19 protein-coding genes are annotated in these 17,278 nt (G+C 40.6%); 13 read left to right on the plus strand and 6 right to left on the minus strand.

Annotated elements, in window-relative coordinates:
• Positions 1-91: 91 nt before the first annotated feature.
• The 8 genes from WA1_RS42465 (at position 92) to WA1_RS42495 (ending at position 6,623) form a co-directional block, all read left to right on the plus strand.
• A complete protein-coding gene (locus tag WA1_RS42465; protein ID WP_017748455.1) occupies positions 92-1,345 on the plus strand; it encodes a M16 family metallopeptidase in 1,254 nt (417 codons plus the stop codon).
• A gap of 52 nt (positions 1,346-1,397) precedes the next feature.
• Complete coding sequence (locus tag WA1_RS42470) at positions 1,398-2,660, plus strand: M16 family metallopeptidase (RefSeq protein WP_017748454.1); 1,263 nt, start codon at positions 1,398-1,400, stop codon at positions 2,658-2,660.
• Positions 2,661-2,790: 130 nt separating this feature from the next.
• Positions 2,791-3,864: a peptidoglycan-binding domain-containing protein gene (locus WA1_RS42475; RefSeq protein ID WP_017748453.1), complete on the plus strand. Its 1,074-nt coding sequence runs from the start codon at positions 2,791-2,793 to the stop codon at positions 3,862-3,864.
• Between the two features lie 81 nt (positions 3,865-3,945).
• Positions 3,946-5,100 carry a nucleotide-binding protein gene (locus tag WA1_RS42480; RefSeq protein WP_017748452.1) on the plus strand — a complete coding sequence of 385 codons (1,155 nt, stop codon included), beginning with the start codon at positions 3,946-3,948 and terminating at the stop codon, positions 5,098-5,100.
• A gap of 149 nt (positions 5,101-5,249) precedes the next feature.
• Complete coding sequence (locus tag WA1_RS60875) at positions 5,250-5,603, plus strand: ATP-binding protein (protein WP_066613227.1); 354 nt, start codon at positions 5,250-5,252, stop codon at positions 5,601-5,603.
• Positions 5,554-5,952, plus strand: a complete 399-nt coding sequence (locus WA1_RS60880; protein WP_051077130.1) for a response regulator — start codon at positions 5,554-5,556, stop codon at positions 5,950-5,952. Before WA1_RS60875 ends, WA1_RS60880 begins: the two co-directional genes overlap by 50 nt.
• Positions 5,953-5,962: 10 nt before the next feature.
• Positions 5,963-6,118, plus strand: a complete 156-nt coding sequence (locus WA1_RS57725; protein WP_158516771.1) for a hypothetical protein — start codon at positions 5,963-5,965, stop codon at positions 6,116-6,118.
• 73 nt (positions 6,119-6,191) lie between these two features.
• A complete protein-coding gene (locus WA1_RS42495) occupies positions 6,192-6,623 on the plus strand; it encodes an FKBP-type peptidyl-prolyl cis-trans isomerase (RefSeq protein WP_017748451.1) in 432 nt (143 codons plus the stop codon).
• A 285-nt stretch (positions 6,624-6,908) separates the two neighbouring features.
• On the opposite strand, the gene WA1_RS60885 is transcribed toward WA1_RS42495, so the two are convergent.
• Positions 6,909-7,031, minus strand: a complete 123-nt coding sequence (locus WA1_RS60885) for a hypothetical protein (protein ID WP_272819346.1) — start codon at positions 7,029-7,031, stop codon at positions 6,909-6,911.
• A gap of 24 nt (positions 7,032-7,055) precedes the next feature.
• Between WA1_RS60885 and WA1_RS42500 the strand changes: the two genes are divergently transcribed.
• The gene (locus WA1_RS42500) at positions 7,056-7,514 is read left to right on the plus strand and encodes an orange carotenoid protein N-terminal domain-containing protein (protein WP_017748450.1); all 459 of its coding nucleotides are present in this window, start codon (positions 7,056-7,058) and stop codon (positions 7,512-7,514) included.
• A 382-nt stretch (positions 7,515-7,896) separates the two neighbouring features.
• On the opposite strand, the gene WA1_RS42505 is transcribed toward WA1_RS42500, so the two are convergent.
• Positions 7,897-8,640 (minus strand): EamA family transporter, encoded by a 744-nt coding sequence (locus tag WA1_RS42505; protein WP_081403053.1) that lies wholly within the window; start codon positions 8,638-8,640, stop codon positions 7,897-7,899.
• The gene (locus WA1_RS57730) at positions 8,637-8,810 is read right to left on the minus strand and encodes a hypothetical protein (protein ID WP_017748448.1); all 174 of its coding nucleotides are present in this window, start codon (positions 8,808-8,810) and stop codon (positions 8,637-8,639) included. The genes WA1_RS42505 and WA1_RS57730 overlap by 4 nt, the downstream gene beginning before the upstream one ends.
• 29 nt (positions 8,811-8,839) lie before the next feature.
• Here WA1_RS57730 and WA1_RS57735 point away from each other — a divergent pair, with 29 nt between their 5' ends.
• Together WA1_RS57735 and WA1_RS42510 are read left to right on the plus strand one after the other, a co-directional pair.
• A complete protein-coding gene (locus tag WA1_RS57735; protein WP_017748447.1) occupies positions 8,840-8,998 on the plus strand; it encodes a hypothetical protein in 159 nt (52 codons plus the stop codon).
• 286 nt (positions 8,999-9,284) lie between these two features.
• Complete coding sequence (locus WA1_RS42510) at positions 9,285-9,893, plus strand: nucleotidyltransferase family protein (protein WP_017748446.1); 609 nt, start codon at positions 9,285-9,287, stop codon at positions 9,891-9,893.
• Between the two features lie 314 nt (positions 9,894-10,207).
• On the opposite strand, the gene WA1_RS42515 is transcribed toward WA1_RS42510, so the two are convergent.
• Positions 10,208-11,683 carry an IS5 family transposase gene (locus WA1_RS42515; RefSeq protein WP_026135401.1) on the minus strand — a complete coding sequence of 492 codons (1,476 nt, stop codon included), beginning with the start codon at positions 11,681-11,683 and terminating at the stop codon, positions 10,208-10,210.
• Between the two features lie 234 nt (positions 11,684-11,917).
• On the opposite strand from WA1_RS42515, the gene cobN reads away from it, so the two are divergent.
• Both cobN and WA1_RS42525 read left to right on the plus strand, forming a co-directional pair.
• Positions 11,918-15,787, plus strand: a complete 3,870-nt coding sequence (gene cobN / locus WA1_RS42520; RefSeq protein ID WP_017749712.1) for a cobaltochelatase subunit CobN — start codon at positions 11,918-11,920, stop codon at positions 15,785-15,787.
• A gap of 117 nt (positions 15,788-15,904) precedes the next feature.
• Complete coding sequence (locus WA1_RS42525; protein ID WP_017749711.1) at positions 15,905-16,561, plus strand: hypothetical protein; 657 nt, start codon at positions 15,905-15,907, stop codon at positions 16,559-16,561.
• Here the strand turns inward: WA1_RS42525 and WA1_RS42530 are convergent.
• Together WA1_RS42530 and WA1_RS42535 are read right to left on the minus strand one after the other, a co-directional pair.
• On the minus strand, positions 16,529-16,810 hold the full coding sequence (locus WA1_RS42530) for a PIN domain-containing protein (protein ID WP_017749710.1): 282 nt from the start codon (positions 16,808-16,810) through the stop codon (positions 16,529-16,531). The two genes, WA1_RS42525 and WA1_RS42530, sit on opposite strands and share 33 nt — an antisense overlap.
• Positions 16,797-17,033: a type II toxin-antitoxin system Phd/YefM family antitoxin gene (locus WA1_RS42535; protein ID WP_017749709.1), complete on the minus strand. Its 237-nt coding sequence runs from the start codon at positions 17,031-17,033 to the stop codon at positions 16,797-16,799. Before WA1_RS42535 ends, WA1_RS42530 begins: the two co-directional genes overlap by 14 nt.
• Between the last annotated feature and the right edge of the window lie 245 nt (positions 17,034-17,278).

Consider the following 17,278-nt stretch of genomic DNA (forward strand, 5'->3'; position numbering starts at 1 on the left):
AACCAACAACTAACAACTAATTGTTAAAATCGCAAGAACTGGGTTAAATTAAGGTAAAAGCTGTAAGAAATTGTTAAAACTCATAGATACCGTGTTTTCAGCTTCGGTTTTGAAACTAGAAAATAGTTTAACTTTGATTCATCAAGAAATTCCTACTACCCCTGTAGTAGTGGCAGATATTTGGGTACGTGCTGGTGCTAACGTTGAGCCAGAACCATTATTTGGTATGGCTCACTTTTTGGAACACATGATCTTTAAAGGAACCGCAACGCTACCTCCAGGGGTATTCGACCAGAAGATTGAAAATCAAGGTGGGGTGACTAATGCGGCGACAAGTCATGACTACGCTCATTACTCGCTGACTACAGCTTCTTCGTACCTCAAACAGACCCTACCCTATTTAGGAGAGTTGCTGCTGAATGCAGCAATACCAGAGGATGAATTTGTTCGCGAACGGGATGTTGTTTTTGAGGAAATTCGGCAATCCTACGACGATCCCGACTGGATAGGGTTTCAGTCTCTGATTTCAAGTATTTACCAACAACATCCCTACGGACGTTCGGTGTTGGGTGGCGAGGAAGAATTGATGCAAACCTCTCCAGAGATTGTGCGCTGTTTTCACCGCAATCACTACCAACCAGAAAATATGACGGTGGTGATCGTGGGAGGGATAGCCCAAGAACAAGCCATAGAAATAGTCAACGACACTTTTGTTGATTTTGCCGATCGCTGTTGCGACTGTCCGGAAAGCCCAAAAGAAGTTGTAGAACCAATCATAGCTGGAATTCGCCGTGAAGAGTTGCATCTGCCGCGATTAGAGCAAGCACGCTTATTAATGGGGTGGACGGGACCTGGAGTAGATAAACTCCGAACCTCCTATGGTTTAGATTTACTCTCAGTACTTTTAGCAGAAGGTAGAACTTCTCGACTGGTTCGCGACTTGCGAGAAGAGCAGCAGTTGGTACAAGGTATTTGCAGTCATTTTTCGTTACAACGGGATGCGAGTTTATTTACCATTACAGCTTGGTTAGAGCCAGAAAATTTAGAACGGGTGGAATCTTTAATTCGCTTGCACTTAAACGATCTTCAAACAAACGGGATAAGCGAGCAAGAACTCATCCGAGGTCAGAGGTTGTTGTGTAACGACTATGCTTTTTCTACGGAATCCCCCAATCAACTAGCAGGGCTTTATGGTTACTACAACACCATCGCCCAAGCTGAATTAGCTGTGACTTATCCCCAGCAAATAAAATCTTATAGCACTCAAGAACTGCAAAAATTAGCACGAGAATACCTTTCTCCAAACCATTACGCAGTTACTGTATTGAAACCTTGTGACCAGTGACCAGTGACCAGTGACCAGTGACCAATCTACTCACAACTAACCATTAACCATAATGAAAAAAACGTCTATCCATCGCACTGTGTTAAACAATGGCATTGTGGTTTTGGTGGCAGAAAATCCAGTCGCAGATATTATAGCAGCACGGATTTTTATTCGTGCTGGTAGTTGTTACGAAACAAAAGAGCAAGCAGGCTTGACGCATTTGCTTTCTTCTGTTCTGACTAAAGGATGTGATGGACTCTCAAGTTTGGCGATCGCAGAAAAAGTAGAATCTGTAGGAGCAAGCTTGAGTGCAGATACTACGGCTGATTACTTCCTGTTGTCTTTAAAAACAGTTACATCAGATTTTGCAGAGATCCTGACATTAGCAGGGCAAATTCTGCGCCAACCGACATTTCCAGAAATGGAAGTGGAACTAGAACAGCGTATTGCTTTACAGGATATTCGTTCGCAGCAAGAGCAGCCATTTACAATTGCTTTTGACCAGTTGAGAAATGCGATGTACGCAGAGCATCCCTATGCAAGATCGGCATTGGGAGATGAAACAACTATGAGCCGCTTGACTCGTGGGGATTTAGAGCAGTACTATCAAACCCATTTTCGTCCAGATAATATCGTTATTAGCATTGCTGGGCATATTAGTGTAAGTGATACAGTGGCTCTTGTAGAGAAAGTGTTTGGGGATTGGCAAGTTCCAACTCACCACCAGCTACCAGTGCTTTATGTACCAGATCTGGACGTGAAACCCCAGATGACAATTACACCCCAGCAAACACAACAATCAATTGTGATGCTAGGTTACTTAGGATCGTCAGTGAGTTCAGTTGACTATGCAGTATTGAAATTGCTATCCACTTATTTAGGAAATGGTCTTTCCAGTCGCTTATTTGTTGAACTGAGAGAAAAGCGAGGTTTAGCTTACGAGGTATCAGCATTTTACCCAACTAGGATTTTTCCAGCATCATTTGTTGTATATATGGGAACGGCACCAGAAAACACTAAAATAGCCCTTACTGGTTTGCAAAAAGAAGTTGATTTACTATCTGCAAACCAGTTAGAGGAAGAAGCACTTCAGTCAGCTAAGAACAAGATATTGGGACAGTACGCTTTGGGTAAACAAACCAATGCCCAAATTGCTCAAATTTATGGTTGGTATGAAATTTTAGGGCTTGGAGTTGATTTCGACTGGGAATTTCAACAAGCAATTGCATCTGTCAGTGCTTTAAATGCGATGGAAACGGCTCATCAATATTTACGGGAACCTTTTGTGTCTCTTGTCGGTCAACAAGAAGCGGTTTATGGTGCAATTGCGTAAGCTCATCTTATCTCCAATCTAAAATCCAGGCATCCAAAATCCAAAATGGTATAAAATTGCTTAACCAGTTGCATTCTACAGTAGTGACCGATAAGTGTATTACCAATGAGATATCCCAGGGGCAACGTTCATGACAAACATCATCAAGGTAAGTATCTTAACAGACTTAGGTTTCCCTAGTCTTCCCGTAAATGCTTGTAGAATCCAGCAAAAGCAAAGGTCAAAATCCAGATGGGGGATAGAAATACTCCTGTGTCTTTCTGCACCTCTACTCCTTGGTTTTTCTTCGACAGTATCATTTGCAGCACCAACACAAACAATTGCTCAAGCATCACCAAGAGTGGGAGTGAACCGTCCCAATCTCAAAGTTGGTAGCCAAGGAGACCCTGTCTCAGAACTGCAAGCCGCTTTAAAACTTTTGGGTTTTTACACTGGTACAGTAGATGGAGTTTATAGTGAAAGGACTGCGATCGCTGTTTCTCGATTCCAGGAAGCTGCAGGCTTAAGTCCAAATGGTGTTGTTGATACCAACACTTGGCAAAGACTTTTTCCAAGTGAAGCGATCGCATCCTCCCCTGCAACTTCAAGTTCCGAAAGCTTCCCAATTCCATCCCAAGCTTCAAGAGATAATAACAGCACAGTTGTTATTCCCAGTACCGAGCCAAGAACAATACCCATCACGAATCGCAGTGATAATTTAAACCCCGAACCAAGACCAACAACCACCAATAGAGCTAGTAATTTAAAACCTGAACCAAAACCAACAACACGAGTAGCAACGAGTAGTTCCGACAAACCCGCAGCCAGAAAAACACCATCGACTCGTTCTAACCCATCCACCACTTCTCGACAAGCAACTCGAAGCCAACAATCCACCCGTACTGGATCGTCTGCTCGACAAACAACTCGAACTCAACAAACCACTAGTTCTGGATCATCTAGAAAAACTCAGCAAACGGCTTCTCTTCAGTATACCTCAGAAGGGCTGCCAATTTTACGGCCGGGGATGCGCGGTTCTGAAGTCACTCGGTTACAACGACGACTGCAAAGACTTGGCTACCTAGAAGAAGGTTCTATTGATGGCGACTTTGGTCCCGCAACAGAGGCAGCTGTTGTATCTTTACAAAAACGCTATGGTTTAGAAGCTGATGGTATTGTTGGAGGAGGAACTTGGGACATTCTCAATCGACGACGGAGACAATAAGAGCATTAGGCATTGGGCATTGACTTCTTCCCTACTCCCTACTCCCTACTCCCTACTCCCTACTCCCTACTTTAAGTGCCTATGGAGCCTGCTTACACCCAAGACTATCGACATTTTGAACAGCACGTCGCCAAACTTCTCCATAAAGCAGGTTGGGTAGTGGAAACTGCCAAAAAAAACCAACCTGTTTATGATTTAGTTGTCAAGAAAAGAAATTTAGTTGTTGCTGTACAAGTAAAATGGTTGAGAAATAACGTAGCAGCACCACAGTTATTAAAATTTTCGGAATTCCTTGACTCTAACGAAGGCAAAAAGTTTAATTTTGGTTTGTTTATAACCACAAAAGGTTATAGTGGACCTGCAATGGCATTAATTAGATCCTGGGGCAAGGATAGTAAAATCCGTTGTGGAGTTGCACAGGAAACTAGAATTGTTGGAATTGATGGAATTGTACCAGAAAAGAAAGATAATGACGGCGAAGGCGATCTTAAACAGAATAAAGTTTACTTTGGGATCTTTACTTGTAAGGGTGGGGTTGGTAAGACAACTATAGCAGGACATTTGGCAGGAGCCTTTGCTCTACAAGGGTTTAATGTTGCACTAGTTGATTTAGATCCAGAACAAAATTTGCAAAAATTAGTGGGGGATGGGGTTTTTGTTCCCAATCCTAGAGGCGTTGGTACAACAATTGAAGTCTTTGATGGCAGAGATTGGCATGAAGACGCTGCTCGTGATAGCAGAATAGTCATTTGTGATTGCTCTCCTGCATTGGAAAGGAATCCCAAGGAGTTAGTTGAAAAGTTTCACTATTGCATTATCCCAACAACTTTAAATCCACTTGGCTTAAATAAGCATGGGAAAGTTATTCGAGATACTGTTATAGAAATACGTCAAATCAATAAAAAAAGTCATTTATTTGTACTAGTAAATAACTTTAGAAAACCAACATCCAAGCAACTTAATCTCTTAAAAGAGGTATATTTCAATACTTATAATGAAATTAGTCAAACAGATGATAAGTTTCACTGTATAGATCCAGAAGATGCTTGTATCCGCGCTAGCGACCAACTCTACTACTGGGGAATACATATTCTGGAAAATCCGGATAGTCCTTCAAGCCGATTAGCATTTGATTTAATCGGAGGAAAATCTTATCCGCGTGATGATTTTATTAACTTAGCAGATTACATTGAAAGAAAAGCTGGGATTGGATTTCTTCGGAATGATGCTAGATGAAATTTTTATACAAAATTTTAAGCAGTCGGTAGGGCGATGTCCACCAAATCCGACTTTTGTATGGCATAGCCCTATCTATGTATATCTCAAAAATCTCATCAAATTCCTATTTACGGATTCACTGTTAAACAGTAAACTTTACTCTACAGGTGTTCGAGTCAATATTTGACTGGAGTCTGTTAGGTCTCAATCTCAAATTGCAAGATACAGGCATTAGTATCAAGCTTGCATTTTTGCCATACGTCTTCGATTACTTCGGCCAAGGTGATGGTAGTATCACAACAACAACCTTTGGGGGTATGAGGCTGGAACTGGCGATCGTATGCCACATAATTGAAATGCTTGGGGAAACTATCAAAGCTGAAAGCTTAGGAGAGGTACAGGAAGCAACTTTTACTGTGACACTTCCTCGTTATGCTGACTCCAACTTTAATAAATCGGGAGGGGGCGTTTATGCAAGACGTACTGGCTTTGCAAGGTATCCAAGTGCTTGTCGTGGATGATGACACAGACAATTTGGAGTTGATTACCTTTATTCTGGAACAATCTGGTGCTGTTGTGACTTCTGTGTCTTCTGCAGAAGAAGCGTTGCAGTTTCTCTATCAAACCAAGCCCGATATCCTAATTGCTGATGTTGGAATGCCTCGAATGGATGGATATACTTTATTGCGTCAGGTGAGAGCATTGCCACCAGAACAAGGAGGACAAGTTCCAGCGATCGCACTGACTGCTTACGCAGGGGAGATCGATCGGCAGAAAGCATTGGCGGCGGGATTTCAGTTGCATATTCCCAAACCAATTGAGCCAGAAACCTTAGTGGATGCGATCGCTCAAATCATCAGTGACCAGTGACCAGTGACCAGTGACCAGCGCTCGACGAGCGGTTATGTATACTGTAGAAGCTCCTAAGTTTATTAGTGGAAAAATAGAAATTAATTTATTTAAGTATGAAAATTTACTGGTCACTGGTCACTGGTTACTGTTAAAGTGCAATGTGGTTTGCGAGTGTGTCAAATGAGCGTTCGGTCGCTAAGATCGTATCTGACCGAATCGCTAAACGCTTGCTATATAAAAATGTCAGGAGAATAATAATGACACAAGCAAAATATGGTGATACTGTAGTGGTTCACTACGAGGGCAAATTATCCGACGGTACAGTCTTTGATACCTCTACCAATAGTGACCCTTTGCAGTTCACAATCGGTGACGGGGAAATCATTCCCGGATTTGAAGAAGCGGTTGTTGGCATGAATGTAGGCGAAACAAGAACTACAGAAATTCCTTCCGACCAAGCTTACGGTCCGCATCAACCAGAATTGGTAGTCAAGGTCGATCGCAATCAGTTACCTCCAGACTTCGATCTAGAAGTTGGTCAGCAGTTGCAAATTCAGCAAGCCCCCGGACAATTTATTCCTGCTACTGTCACCGATCTTTCAAACGACAACGTGACATTAGACGCCAATCATCCATTAGCTGGAAAAGACTTAGTCTTTGATATTCAGCTTGTAGGCATTGCTGCATAACAAGATTAAGTCTAGATCCCCAACTTCTCAAAGAAGTGGGGGATCTTGCAGCTCTACTCCCTGCTTCCTATCTATGAGATGCACAAGCGCCAAAAGGTGCAATTGTTGCCTTGAAAAAAAGCAGATACACCCCGAATATAGATTCTGCTAAGGTCATGCTTATACTTCCCAAAAATGTCCTAAAACTAACATTTCAGTCAGTGACCAGTGACCAGTGACCAATGACAAACCTCACTGGTTAATTTATGACGACTTACTGAGATAGAGTATTGTTTTCATCTGTCTTCAGCTGCGATCGCTACAATTACCATTTCTGTCGCAAGCAGGGTTAATCTCTGGTGGTGGATTTATTAAATAGTGTAAAGAAGGCGATCCTAAATCACCTTGAAAACACCGAAAAGAACTCATTTAGTAGAGCAATTGGAGATTACTATGACTTTCACCGCCGATGCAAAAACCAAGCAGCTTGTAGAGCAGTTTCGCAGCTTTGACGCAGATACTCAGCTAGCTCTCCTGTGGTTTGGCTACTTAGATATCAAAGATAAATTAACACCAGCAAACCAGACTTCTGCACAAGATACGGCGGCTGCTTTCTACGATACCATCTGTGCGCTGCCCAAAGAACAGCAACTTCAAGCACAGCGAGATATCGTTACTGGTGCTAACAGCGATATCAGCCGTGCTTACAAAGCTTTAAGCTCTAGCGCTAAGTTAGATTTGTGGCTCAGATTGGGAAGAGCTATGGAAAAAGGTACTGTGATTCAAGTACCTTCCGATTATAAACTGCCCTCCAACACTCAAGATTTCACAAACAACATCCAAGGTTTGGATTTTGAACAGCGCATTGATTTTACTCGCAGCGCTGTATTTGAGTTTGGTGCTAAGCAGTAATTAGACTAGCAGTATAACTACTAGTTATGAAAAATCCGGTTTTTTGGAAAAACCGGGTTTTTCACGTTGATTTACTGACTTTGTAGAGCCTCCCATTCCGGGCGCAAAATACCAAAATGAAATTCCCACTTTCGTGAGGTACAGAATAATGAATTAACCGCAGATGAACGCGGATGGACGCTGATAAATTTGTACTTCAACAGACTAAGAAACACTTTAACTGACTTAGGCGTTTTAAAATCTGCAGAACATCGTATAATTCATTGTCAGGATTTCGGAGTTCAAAAACTTTAGAGGTAGCATACTGTAGAGTGTCCCCTACTTTTAGGATAAATCATTATGTTAGAAACTGATACAATAATTCGTCCTATTTATTATCAAATTATTGAGCGAACGTACAGAAATTACCAGCCAGACCGACATAGAAAACGCTGAGGATATTCTCCGGTGCAAAAAGTCTCCAAGGAATTCCTTGAGTCAATTGATAGGCAATCCAAAAAAGACTGGCGATCGCAAACACTTTCAACATCACTCCAATTGTTTCCTGAGTCCCGCTCACTCGTTCATTCAGCACAATGTAAGCTGCAAAAAAGACTGCCGTGCTCAATCCCACTAGAATTCCAAACCAGTCTACAAGTTCAATGCTTGCAAGTAAATTAGAAACAAGCATTATGCCAAGAATTGAGAGACTCAGCGCTACCAGAACAGGGCGAGAAGGCAAACGTCGAGAAGTTAGCGCAGTCCATAGAACCACTAGAATAGGAGCAGTAAACAGTAATACAATTGCAACAGCTACGGGTAAGCGTTGAATCGCCAAGTAATCAGAACCGACTAAGCCAACTAGAATCAGTCCCAAGGCAAATTGTTGACGATTGATAGGTTGAGCGTGAGAGCGACCAAATAAGCTATCTAGAATGGCAAGTCCAAAGGTGGCGACTATTGCGCTTGCTCCCGCCAATTCAAACGGCTGCACGCCTGCAAGGAATAAGTGGTTAGCAACATTTGCTGCGATCGCCCAAGCAAAAACAGTCAAGAGCATTGCCAAAAGCCCGATGAGATGAGGCGAAGACGGGCTGATTCTAAAACGAGATTTCCAGAGTGTATAAGGCAGTTGTATTCCCATCATTTCAGCCTCAAACCTTGAAAGATATCAATACGATCGCGATCGGCACTTGTGAAATCGGGATCGACATAAATATGCATCCGTCGAATCAATACCCCGTCAAATTCAAACACATTGCAGAAGAGCCCCTGAGATACAATGCCATCAGGCAAAGCCACACCGCTTCGCGTCATGTCCTAGCGATCGCAGGGGAACTTTTGCTGTGTTAACGAAAGCGGGCGCAGCAATGCAAGAGAAAATGTGGGCTGTATACTCAGAGGGAATCGCAGAATATTTTGGCGTTCGACTGAGTGATGAAGAAGTCAAAGTCATGCAGCAAGCACTAAAAAAAATTCTTGGAGAAATCTCCACTCACGAGTAACCTTTAAACCATGTCCCTATCAGGGACCAAAATAGGCGAGACCTGTCAAGGTGGATAAAAACTTCAAGAAATCAATAGCTCTCTTACCTCTGCCTACTCTGTGCCTCTGCGGTTAAAGAAATTACTTTTAAAACCGCAGAGGCACAGAGAACACAGAGACAAAAGATGAGGAATTGCTTGTGCAATCTTGCCCAATACGACTCGGATAAGCAGAAATTAGAACCCCGGTAAATAAGTGCGATCGGTATTGCTGTTGTATCGTTAAATTGTTTGGGAGAATTGGAAAATGTCTAATATCGGTCTGATTTTACTAGCGGCGGGTGCGTCCACCCGTATGGGTACACCAAAGCAATTGCTACAATACCAACAACACAGCTTGCTTCGCCACATGGTTGAGGTGGCGCTTGCCTCAGTCTGCAACCCCGTTATCGTTGTCCTGGGAGCATATGCTGACCGTATTCGACCAGAAGTGGAGTTACCTAATGTACGAATTGTTGAAAACGATCGCTGGTCTGAAGGTATGAGTACTTCAATTCGGTCTGGGATAGAAGCCCTCAATGATGATGTAGAAGCTGTTGTGTTGATGCTGTGCGATCAGCCATTCGTTTCTACCCAAATCATCAATCAACTGGTTCACGTCTTCCGGGCTACAGATGGACAAATTGTTGCTTCAGAGTATGGAGGAGTCCAAGGTGTACCAGCGTTATTCAAACGCACTTTGTTTGCAGAATTACTCACACTAAGCGGTGCTGCGGGTGCAAGACAGGTTATTAAACAAAATGCAGGGGAAGTTTTTAGTCTTTCTTTTCCAGAAGGTATATTCGATCTCGATACACGCAATGATTACGAGCGGTTTCAAAAGCTCATCGCTGTTTCATTCCTTAAAAGGTGCTGATTTCCAAGCGGTTTAATTTATCCGAAAGCCTAGAATCATTACATCAACACTTTTGCGATCGCCTCTTTTTTAACGCTCTTTCATCACTTTCGTCAAAGAAAATTTGAAACTCTGTTTTTACGTTAGTCCGCGTAGGCGGACTTTGTTTGTAGAGCAGCGAATTCTATTCGCCTCAATTATTCTCCCTCCCATACTGTTTTGATAGAATGTGACAGGCATAGCAATGCGATTTATTTAGGGCTTGCTGAAAAAGTCAGAAAACAGCAAGATAAGAATTGATTAGTTACTCAACAAGGGTCTAATATAAGCAGATGCTATCTATGATTTAAGGACTGATTATTTTCAATAATAGTAAATGGGGAAAAAGGTGTAGTTTTAAAAAATAGACATAAAAAAGCATAAAATAGCCGCGAGAGCTGAGTAGAAAGATTCATCACTAAAAAAGTAATAGCAATTGCAGTTTCAGAAGTATGAGCAAGTTTCGTCATCACGCGATTGAGGCTAAATCTTCTTTTCCCCTGTCCAAATTTTCCCTCAATACAATTACGAATTCTCTCAGATTCTAAATCTTGTTTCTTTTTTTCTTTACTAACATTAGCTGGGGGTCTTCCTAAAGGAGGTCCGCTCATTATAATACCTCTTTCTTTACACCAAGCTCGGTTCTCTCTTGTGCGATAAATTTTATCAACATGAACAGATTCTGGATAGTACCCTGTGTAATTTTTAAAGGCTTCTACTTGAGCTTTTAAGTCTCCTGATTCATTAAAATTATCCCAACTTATATGGTCTAAAAATATATATCCTTCAAAGCAACTAGCAGACAATTTTGCCCCAAATTCTACCGATTTACCAGCTTTCCCTCGGACAATTGGACGGATATGTGGTTGGGTTAAACTGACAATGCGGTCGTCAATACTCTGTTTTTTATTTTCATACAACCAGAGTTGTTGACGGTAGACTTCTGCAACTACAAGCAACATCTTATATTGTCTGTGACTTAAATCTTCCAGAGAGGCTCCTGAAATAATTAGCTGTTCAATATGAGATAAGTTTCTTTTGATATATTGAAGTTGTTTTCTAATTGCTTTTCTCCTGTCTTTTTGGGAAACGCGACGTTTTTTAGCGACTGCTAGATAATCCTTTCTAGCCCTCTCTCTATAGGTTCTTGGTTTTTTCTCTAATTGACCCAAAGTCTGTTCGTAAAGTAAGTCTATAATTTTCTCTGTCTGTTTTCTTGCTTGATTGAGTAGCTCTAAATCTGTCGGATAGCTGATATCACCCGGAGCACAAGTTGCATCTATTATTAATTTTCCCCGATTTTTGGGTGTCTCACCTTCTTCTTCTGGTGATTCTGTTTTTTTTTCAGATAGTTTAGAAGATGTTGCTTCTAGCATCTTCTTCACCATTTCTTGATTCACTTTGTTAACAAGCTCCACACTAATTCTTTCCCGAAAATGTACCAACATTGATGCATCAAATGGAGCTTCATTACTATAATATGACATTCCTATAAAGTACTGTAGATAAGGATTTTCTTTAATTTGCTCTACTGTTTCTCTATCGCTTATCCCCAACTTTTCTTTGATTATTAATGCCCCTAATGCCATCCGAAAAGATTTGGCAGGTGCTCCCATCTCTACTGAGAAAAATGAAGAATATTCTTCTTCAAATTCTGTCCAAGGAATGAAAGCAGCCATCATTACCCAACGATTATCTTCTGATAACTTGCCCTCGAACGGGAGTTCAAAGTTTTCAGTTGGGATTGAAGTTTGTCCCTGTTTTCGGTACATGGTTACTAACAGCATACTTGATGCTGCCGATCGCAGTGATGCAAGCATTTTTGGCTATTCTACCCTCCTCTCTTGCACCTGAATATACTTCTATAGTCTGAGAATTTAGAGACTGTCTCCTTTTTTTCTTTTTCAGCAAGCCCTATTTAGAGAAGGCACAAAAATGTTGGTAATGTTCTGCTCTTGTGGTAAACTTCTCTCACTCAAAACCAGGAAAGCCGCTATTTAAAACCTATGCATCGTCTTGCAACTACACCAGGAGGTTGGAACCCTTCTATAGAAGGCGTGATGTCGATCGCACAGCAACCCGCACCTATTGTCCTAATTACAGCTGCGGATACTGATATTCAAACCCTAGCTGTTGCTATTACTCAATTACCCTTGGCATTTCCACAGTTACGGGTTGTCAATTTGCTACAACTCCAGCAACAACTGACAATTGACACTTATGCTGAAGATGTATTAAGTGCAGCAGAAGTTATTATTTTACGGTTACTTGGCGGTCGTGCTTATTGGAGTTACGGATTAGAAGTCGTCGAACAAACGGTTCAGCAGACAGGGGCTAAATTAATTGTCCTACCAGGAGATGAACGACCCGATCCAAATTTAATCAGTCACTCTAATGTTTCTCTCATAGAAGCTAATCAGATATGGCAGTATTTCAATGAAGGTGGTACGGAAAATTATCTCAATAGTCTTAAATTTATCACTACAACTTTCCTTGGTTGCACCTACACCTTTAATCCACCCCAAGCAGTCCCTCGTGTAGGAATATATTCACCACGCGATCGCATCATTTGCACGCAAGTAGAGAATAATTTTACATCCCCACCCAAACAAGATAACCAAATTGGTGTTATTGGCATTATCTTTTATCGATCTCATTATTTAGCTGGAAACAATGCAGCAATTGATGCACTTTGTCAAGCTTTAGCACGAAGAAATCTCACAGCAGTTCCTATTTTTGTCTCTTCCCTAAGAGAGCCAGATGTCCAAGCGGAGTTGTTAAAATATTGCAGTCAGAATATAGATCTTTTATTAAACACGACGAGTTTTTCTCTGGCAAAGTTAGAAGCAGAAACGCCACAAGTAGAACTTTGGGAACAATTAGATGTACCAGTATTACAAGTCATTCTCAGTGGTAGTAGTCGCGAACAGTGGGAATCTGGATCTTCTGGACTCACACCAAGGGATATAGCGATGAATGTTGCTTTACCGGAAGTCGATGGCAGAATTATTACAAGAGCAGTCTCTTTCAAAGCGGTAAAAACTCAGAGCCAACTACTACAAACTGATATTGTCACCTATGAACCTGTTGCTTCTCGTATTGAATTTGTAGCAGACTTGGCTGCTAGTTGGGTAAAATTACGACACACTCCCCCACAAAATCGCAAGATTGCTTTGATATTAGCTAATTATCCCAATCGTGATGGACGTTTAGCAAATGGTGTGGGATTGGATACACCAGCAAGTTGCATTGAGATTCTGAAAGCTTTACAGTTAGGCGGATATTATGCAGACAATATTCCCAACACGGGAGCGGAATTAATTCAATTATTAACAACTGGTGTTACTAACGACTTAGAGGGATACCCATTCCGACAGGTGCGACAATCTTTGTCTTTGCAGAAGTATCTAGAGCATTTTCATAGTTTACCTGAAGCAGTACAAGAAGGAATAAACAACCGTTGGGGGTTCCCAGAGGAAACTGATTCATTCCCCATTCCTGGTATAAAGTTTGGGAATATATTTGTGGGAATACAACCATCACGGGGTTACGATCGCGATCCATCTTTGAATTATCATGCACCCGATTTGGAGCCACCCCACAGCTATGTGGCTTTTTATCATTGGATTGTCAAGGATTTTGGTGCAGATGCGATCGTTCATGTTGGCAAACATGGTAATTTGGAATGGTTACCGGGCAAAAGTGTAGCACTATCTGAAAATTGCTATCCAGAAGCAGTCTTGGGAGCAATTCCCCATTTATACCCTTTTATTGTCAACGATCCGGGTGAAGGTTCACAAGCCAAAAGACGTTCTCAAGCGGTAATTATCGACCATTTAACTCCACCCATGACTCGTGCGGAATTATATGGCAGTTTACACTCCTTAGAAGGATTAATTGATGAGTATTATGAAGCTCAAAGTTTAGAGCCATCACGATTACCAGCAATTAGTGATCGCATAACTCAATTAATCGAGCAAGAAAATCTCCATCAAGATTTGGGAATTGATATTTCTCGTTTTGATCGCTCTACTCTTTCCTCGTTTCTGAACACTGCAGATGGTTATCTTTGTGAATTAAAAGAAGCTCAAATTCGGGATGGCTTGCATATTTTTGGTCAATGTCCATCAGGAGAACAATTACGAGATTTAATTGTTGCCATTGCCAGAAATCCTAGTGTTGGTAGATTGGGATTAACGAGGGCGATTGCGAAGGATTTGCAATTAGACTTTGACCCTTTAACTGTAGATTTTAGTCAAAGATTTGAGATGCAAAATTATAGCAATATTAATAACCCATACTGTTTGGCTCAGCCGGAACAGAAACCCGGTTTCTTGGAGAAACCGGGTTTCTCACAGTGCGAACAACTCCTAACCGAGCCGTATTATCTTAACAAGATAAATAAATGCCGAATCGTAGGTGATGTTATTCAAGTCATTGAAGATTATGCATCAGAGTTAGTGACTTATATCATTGAAACTGAAGAAATACCTCAAAGCGGTAAGACAACAACGAAAGAATTAAAATGGATTCAAAATTATCTTTTACAAGCACTCAAGCAAACAGAAAAAGAGATTATTAATTTATTAAGAGGATTAGATGGTAAATATGTCGCGAGTGGTGCATCTGGTGCGCCAACCAGGGGAAGACCAGAGGTGTTACCCACTGGACGTAATTTTTACTCAGTAGATATTCGTGCTATTCCTACAGAGACTGCTTGGGATGTAGGTCGTCAAGCTGCAGAAACATTAATTGAAAGATATACTCAAGAACATGGAGAATACCCTCAAACATTAGGTTTATCCGTTTGGGGAACTTCTACCATGCGAACAGGAGGAGATGATATTGCTGAAGCTTTGGCACTATTAGGAGTTAAACCCGTTTGGGATGGTATATCCAGAAGAGTTGTAGATTTTGAAATTTTACCTCCTTCAATTTTAGGTCGTCCGCGTGTGGATGTGACTTTAAGAATTTCCGGTTTTTTCCGCGATGCATTCCCTAATTTAATGGATTTATTTGATAGTGCTGTCACTGCTGTTGCTAATTTAGATGAGCCTGAAGATATAAATCCTTTGGCTGCTAAAGTGAAAACAGAAACAGAGTTTTGGCAAACCCAAGGATTAACAGCAGAACAAGCAAAATCGCGATCGCTTTATCGAATTTTTGGTTCAAAACCTAGTGCTTATGGTGCTGGGCTACAAGGTTTAATTGAATCACAAAACTGGACAAATGAAGATGATCTAGCTCGTGCTTATATTAATTGGAGTGCTTATGCTTACAGCCGTAAAGCTGAGGGGAAATTTGCACCATTCGCTTTTACCCAACGGTTGCATAATATGCAAATTGTCTTGCAAAATCAAGATAATCGAGAGCACGATCTATTAGACTCTGATGATTACTATCAATTTCAAGGCGGTTTAACTGTTGCTGTCAAATCAGTTTCCAGAAAAGCTCCCGTTACTTATTTTGGTGACAATTCTTGTACTCAACAGCCAAAAGTCCGCAAGCTTACAGAAGAAATAACTCGCGTTTACCGTTCCAGAGTTGTGAATCCAAAATGGATTGCTGGAGTTATGCGACATGGTTATAAAGGAGCCTTTGAAATGGCAGCAACCCTAGATTATTTATTTGCTTTTGATGCTACGACTAACTGTGTTGCTGATTTCATGTATCAAGGAATAGCTGAGGCTTATTTATTTGATGAAAAAGTACAACAATTTATTCAACAAAATAATCCTTGGGTATTACGGGATATGGCAGAAAGATTATTAGAGGCTCACCAACGAGGTTTGTGGGAAAATGTATCAGGAGAAACTATTGAAAAATTACGTTGTTTAGTCAATGAAGCTGAAGGAGTGATTGAAAGCCAGTATTAAAAGCTCTTGTTAATTCAATAGCAGTCTCTTGAGCTATATCATTGCACGAAATTACAAACATCTCGGTTCCATGCCAATATTTGGTGAAAACAATTGTAACTTTAGTAAAAAATTTATATGGGAAGAAAAAATAAAAACCAAATTAATCACAGTGTTTTCAATCAAATGGATAGAAAAGCGTTGCTTGAATGCAGCCAAATTCTAGGCGTTGAAACTACAAGGTTGATAAAAGGCGGTATCATCAGTGAGTTATCGAATAAACAACTTCGGTCAGGAATCAATCGATGTTTATCTCAAGGGACGTTTCCAAATAGAATAGAAAGACTGGCATTTTTTTTAGAAGAATGGATACCTACTGAACTAGATGCACCTGACTGGGATGAGATAGACCCAACAGAGAAAGTAATGGAATTAATTGAGGAAGTCAGGAGTAGCTTTGAACGTTTATCCGATTTGCAACAGTTAGAGGTGTTGACAGCTTGGATTGAAAATCCTCAAAGCAGTTGTTGTTGTGAAGAATTAGATTTAACTGCAGAAACACTTGGATTCAGTTATGAAGAAATTGATGACGAGTATATTTTAGTACTGCCTTCGCCCGACCTGGTTGCAACAAAAATTATCTCAATGTCTGATGCAGGATTTTATCATTCTGTTATTGCTTTAGCAGCTCTTTCATTGCCAACAGAAAAATATTCTAAACCTCCTAGTATTTTTTGTGCTGGCTATAATTTTCTTAAAGAGTTAGCTGAATATTTCGCCTTTATTGCTGACTAAAGCCATACTGATAATATCATTAAAGCTTCGCTCGCATATCTGTAAACCAATTTGATTGGACAAATGAGCAATAATCAAATCTGGTTTATCTTTAATACGTTTTATCTCATATAAATACTGTAACTCTAATCTAACAATTTCCGAAATATAAACTTCATTTTCATTAATTAAAGTTTTAGCAATGTCAGTTAACTTATCTGTCAAACCAGAATATAGCCATGCTACTACATGAGTATCAAGATAAATCAATCTTAACCTCCTGCTCCCAACTGATATTAACTAAATCATCTGGATTTCCTTGAATAACATCAGGTTTAAAAGTTAGATTTTTAAGTTTATCTTTTCTTTCTGTAGAAATAATTTTTAATGACTTTCCATTTTTGATAATTTCTAGCGGAATACCCGTTTCTATGACTTCATCCAGTAGACGGTCGATGTCATTGCTCAATTCCGCAATCGTAACCTTTTTCATGAGAGTAGTTTTGTTAACTGAGTAGATTGCTTGCTTGACTTTTTATTTACTATATTTTCAATATTTTACTACATACAGTAGATGGCAACAAGCGTGAGGTACAGATTATTATAAGGTCACGGCGGTCTTACGCCCCTACTGATGTACTTCATTTCCCTGAAAAATGCTGTATCTTCGAAGAAAAGCAGAAGGCGCGTTAAACTGAGATTACTTTCTTTGCCACCAGAAAATTACCTATAACCGTA

It is taken from the genome of Scytonema hofmannii PCC 7110, from assembly GCF_000346485.2.
Lineage (GTDB): Bacteria > Cyanobacteriota > Cyanobacteriia > Cyanobacteriales > Nostocaceae > Scytonema > Scytonema hofmannii.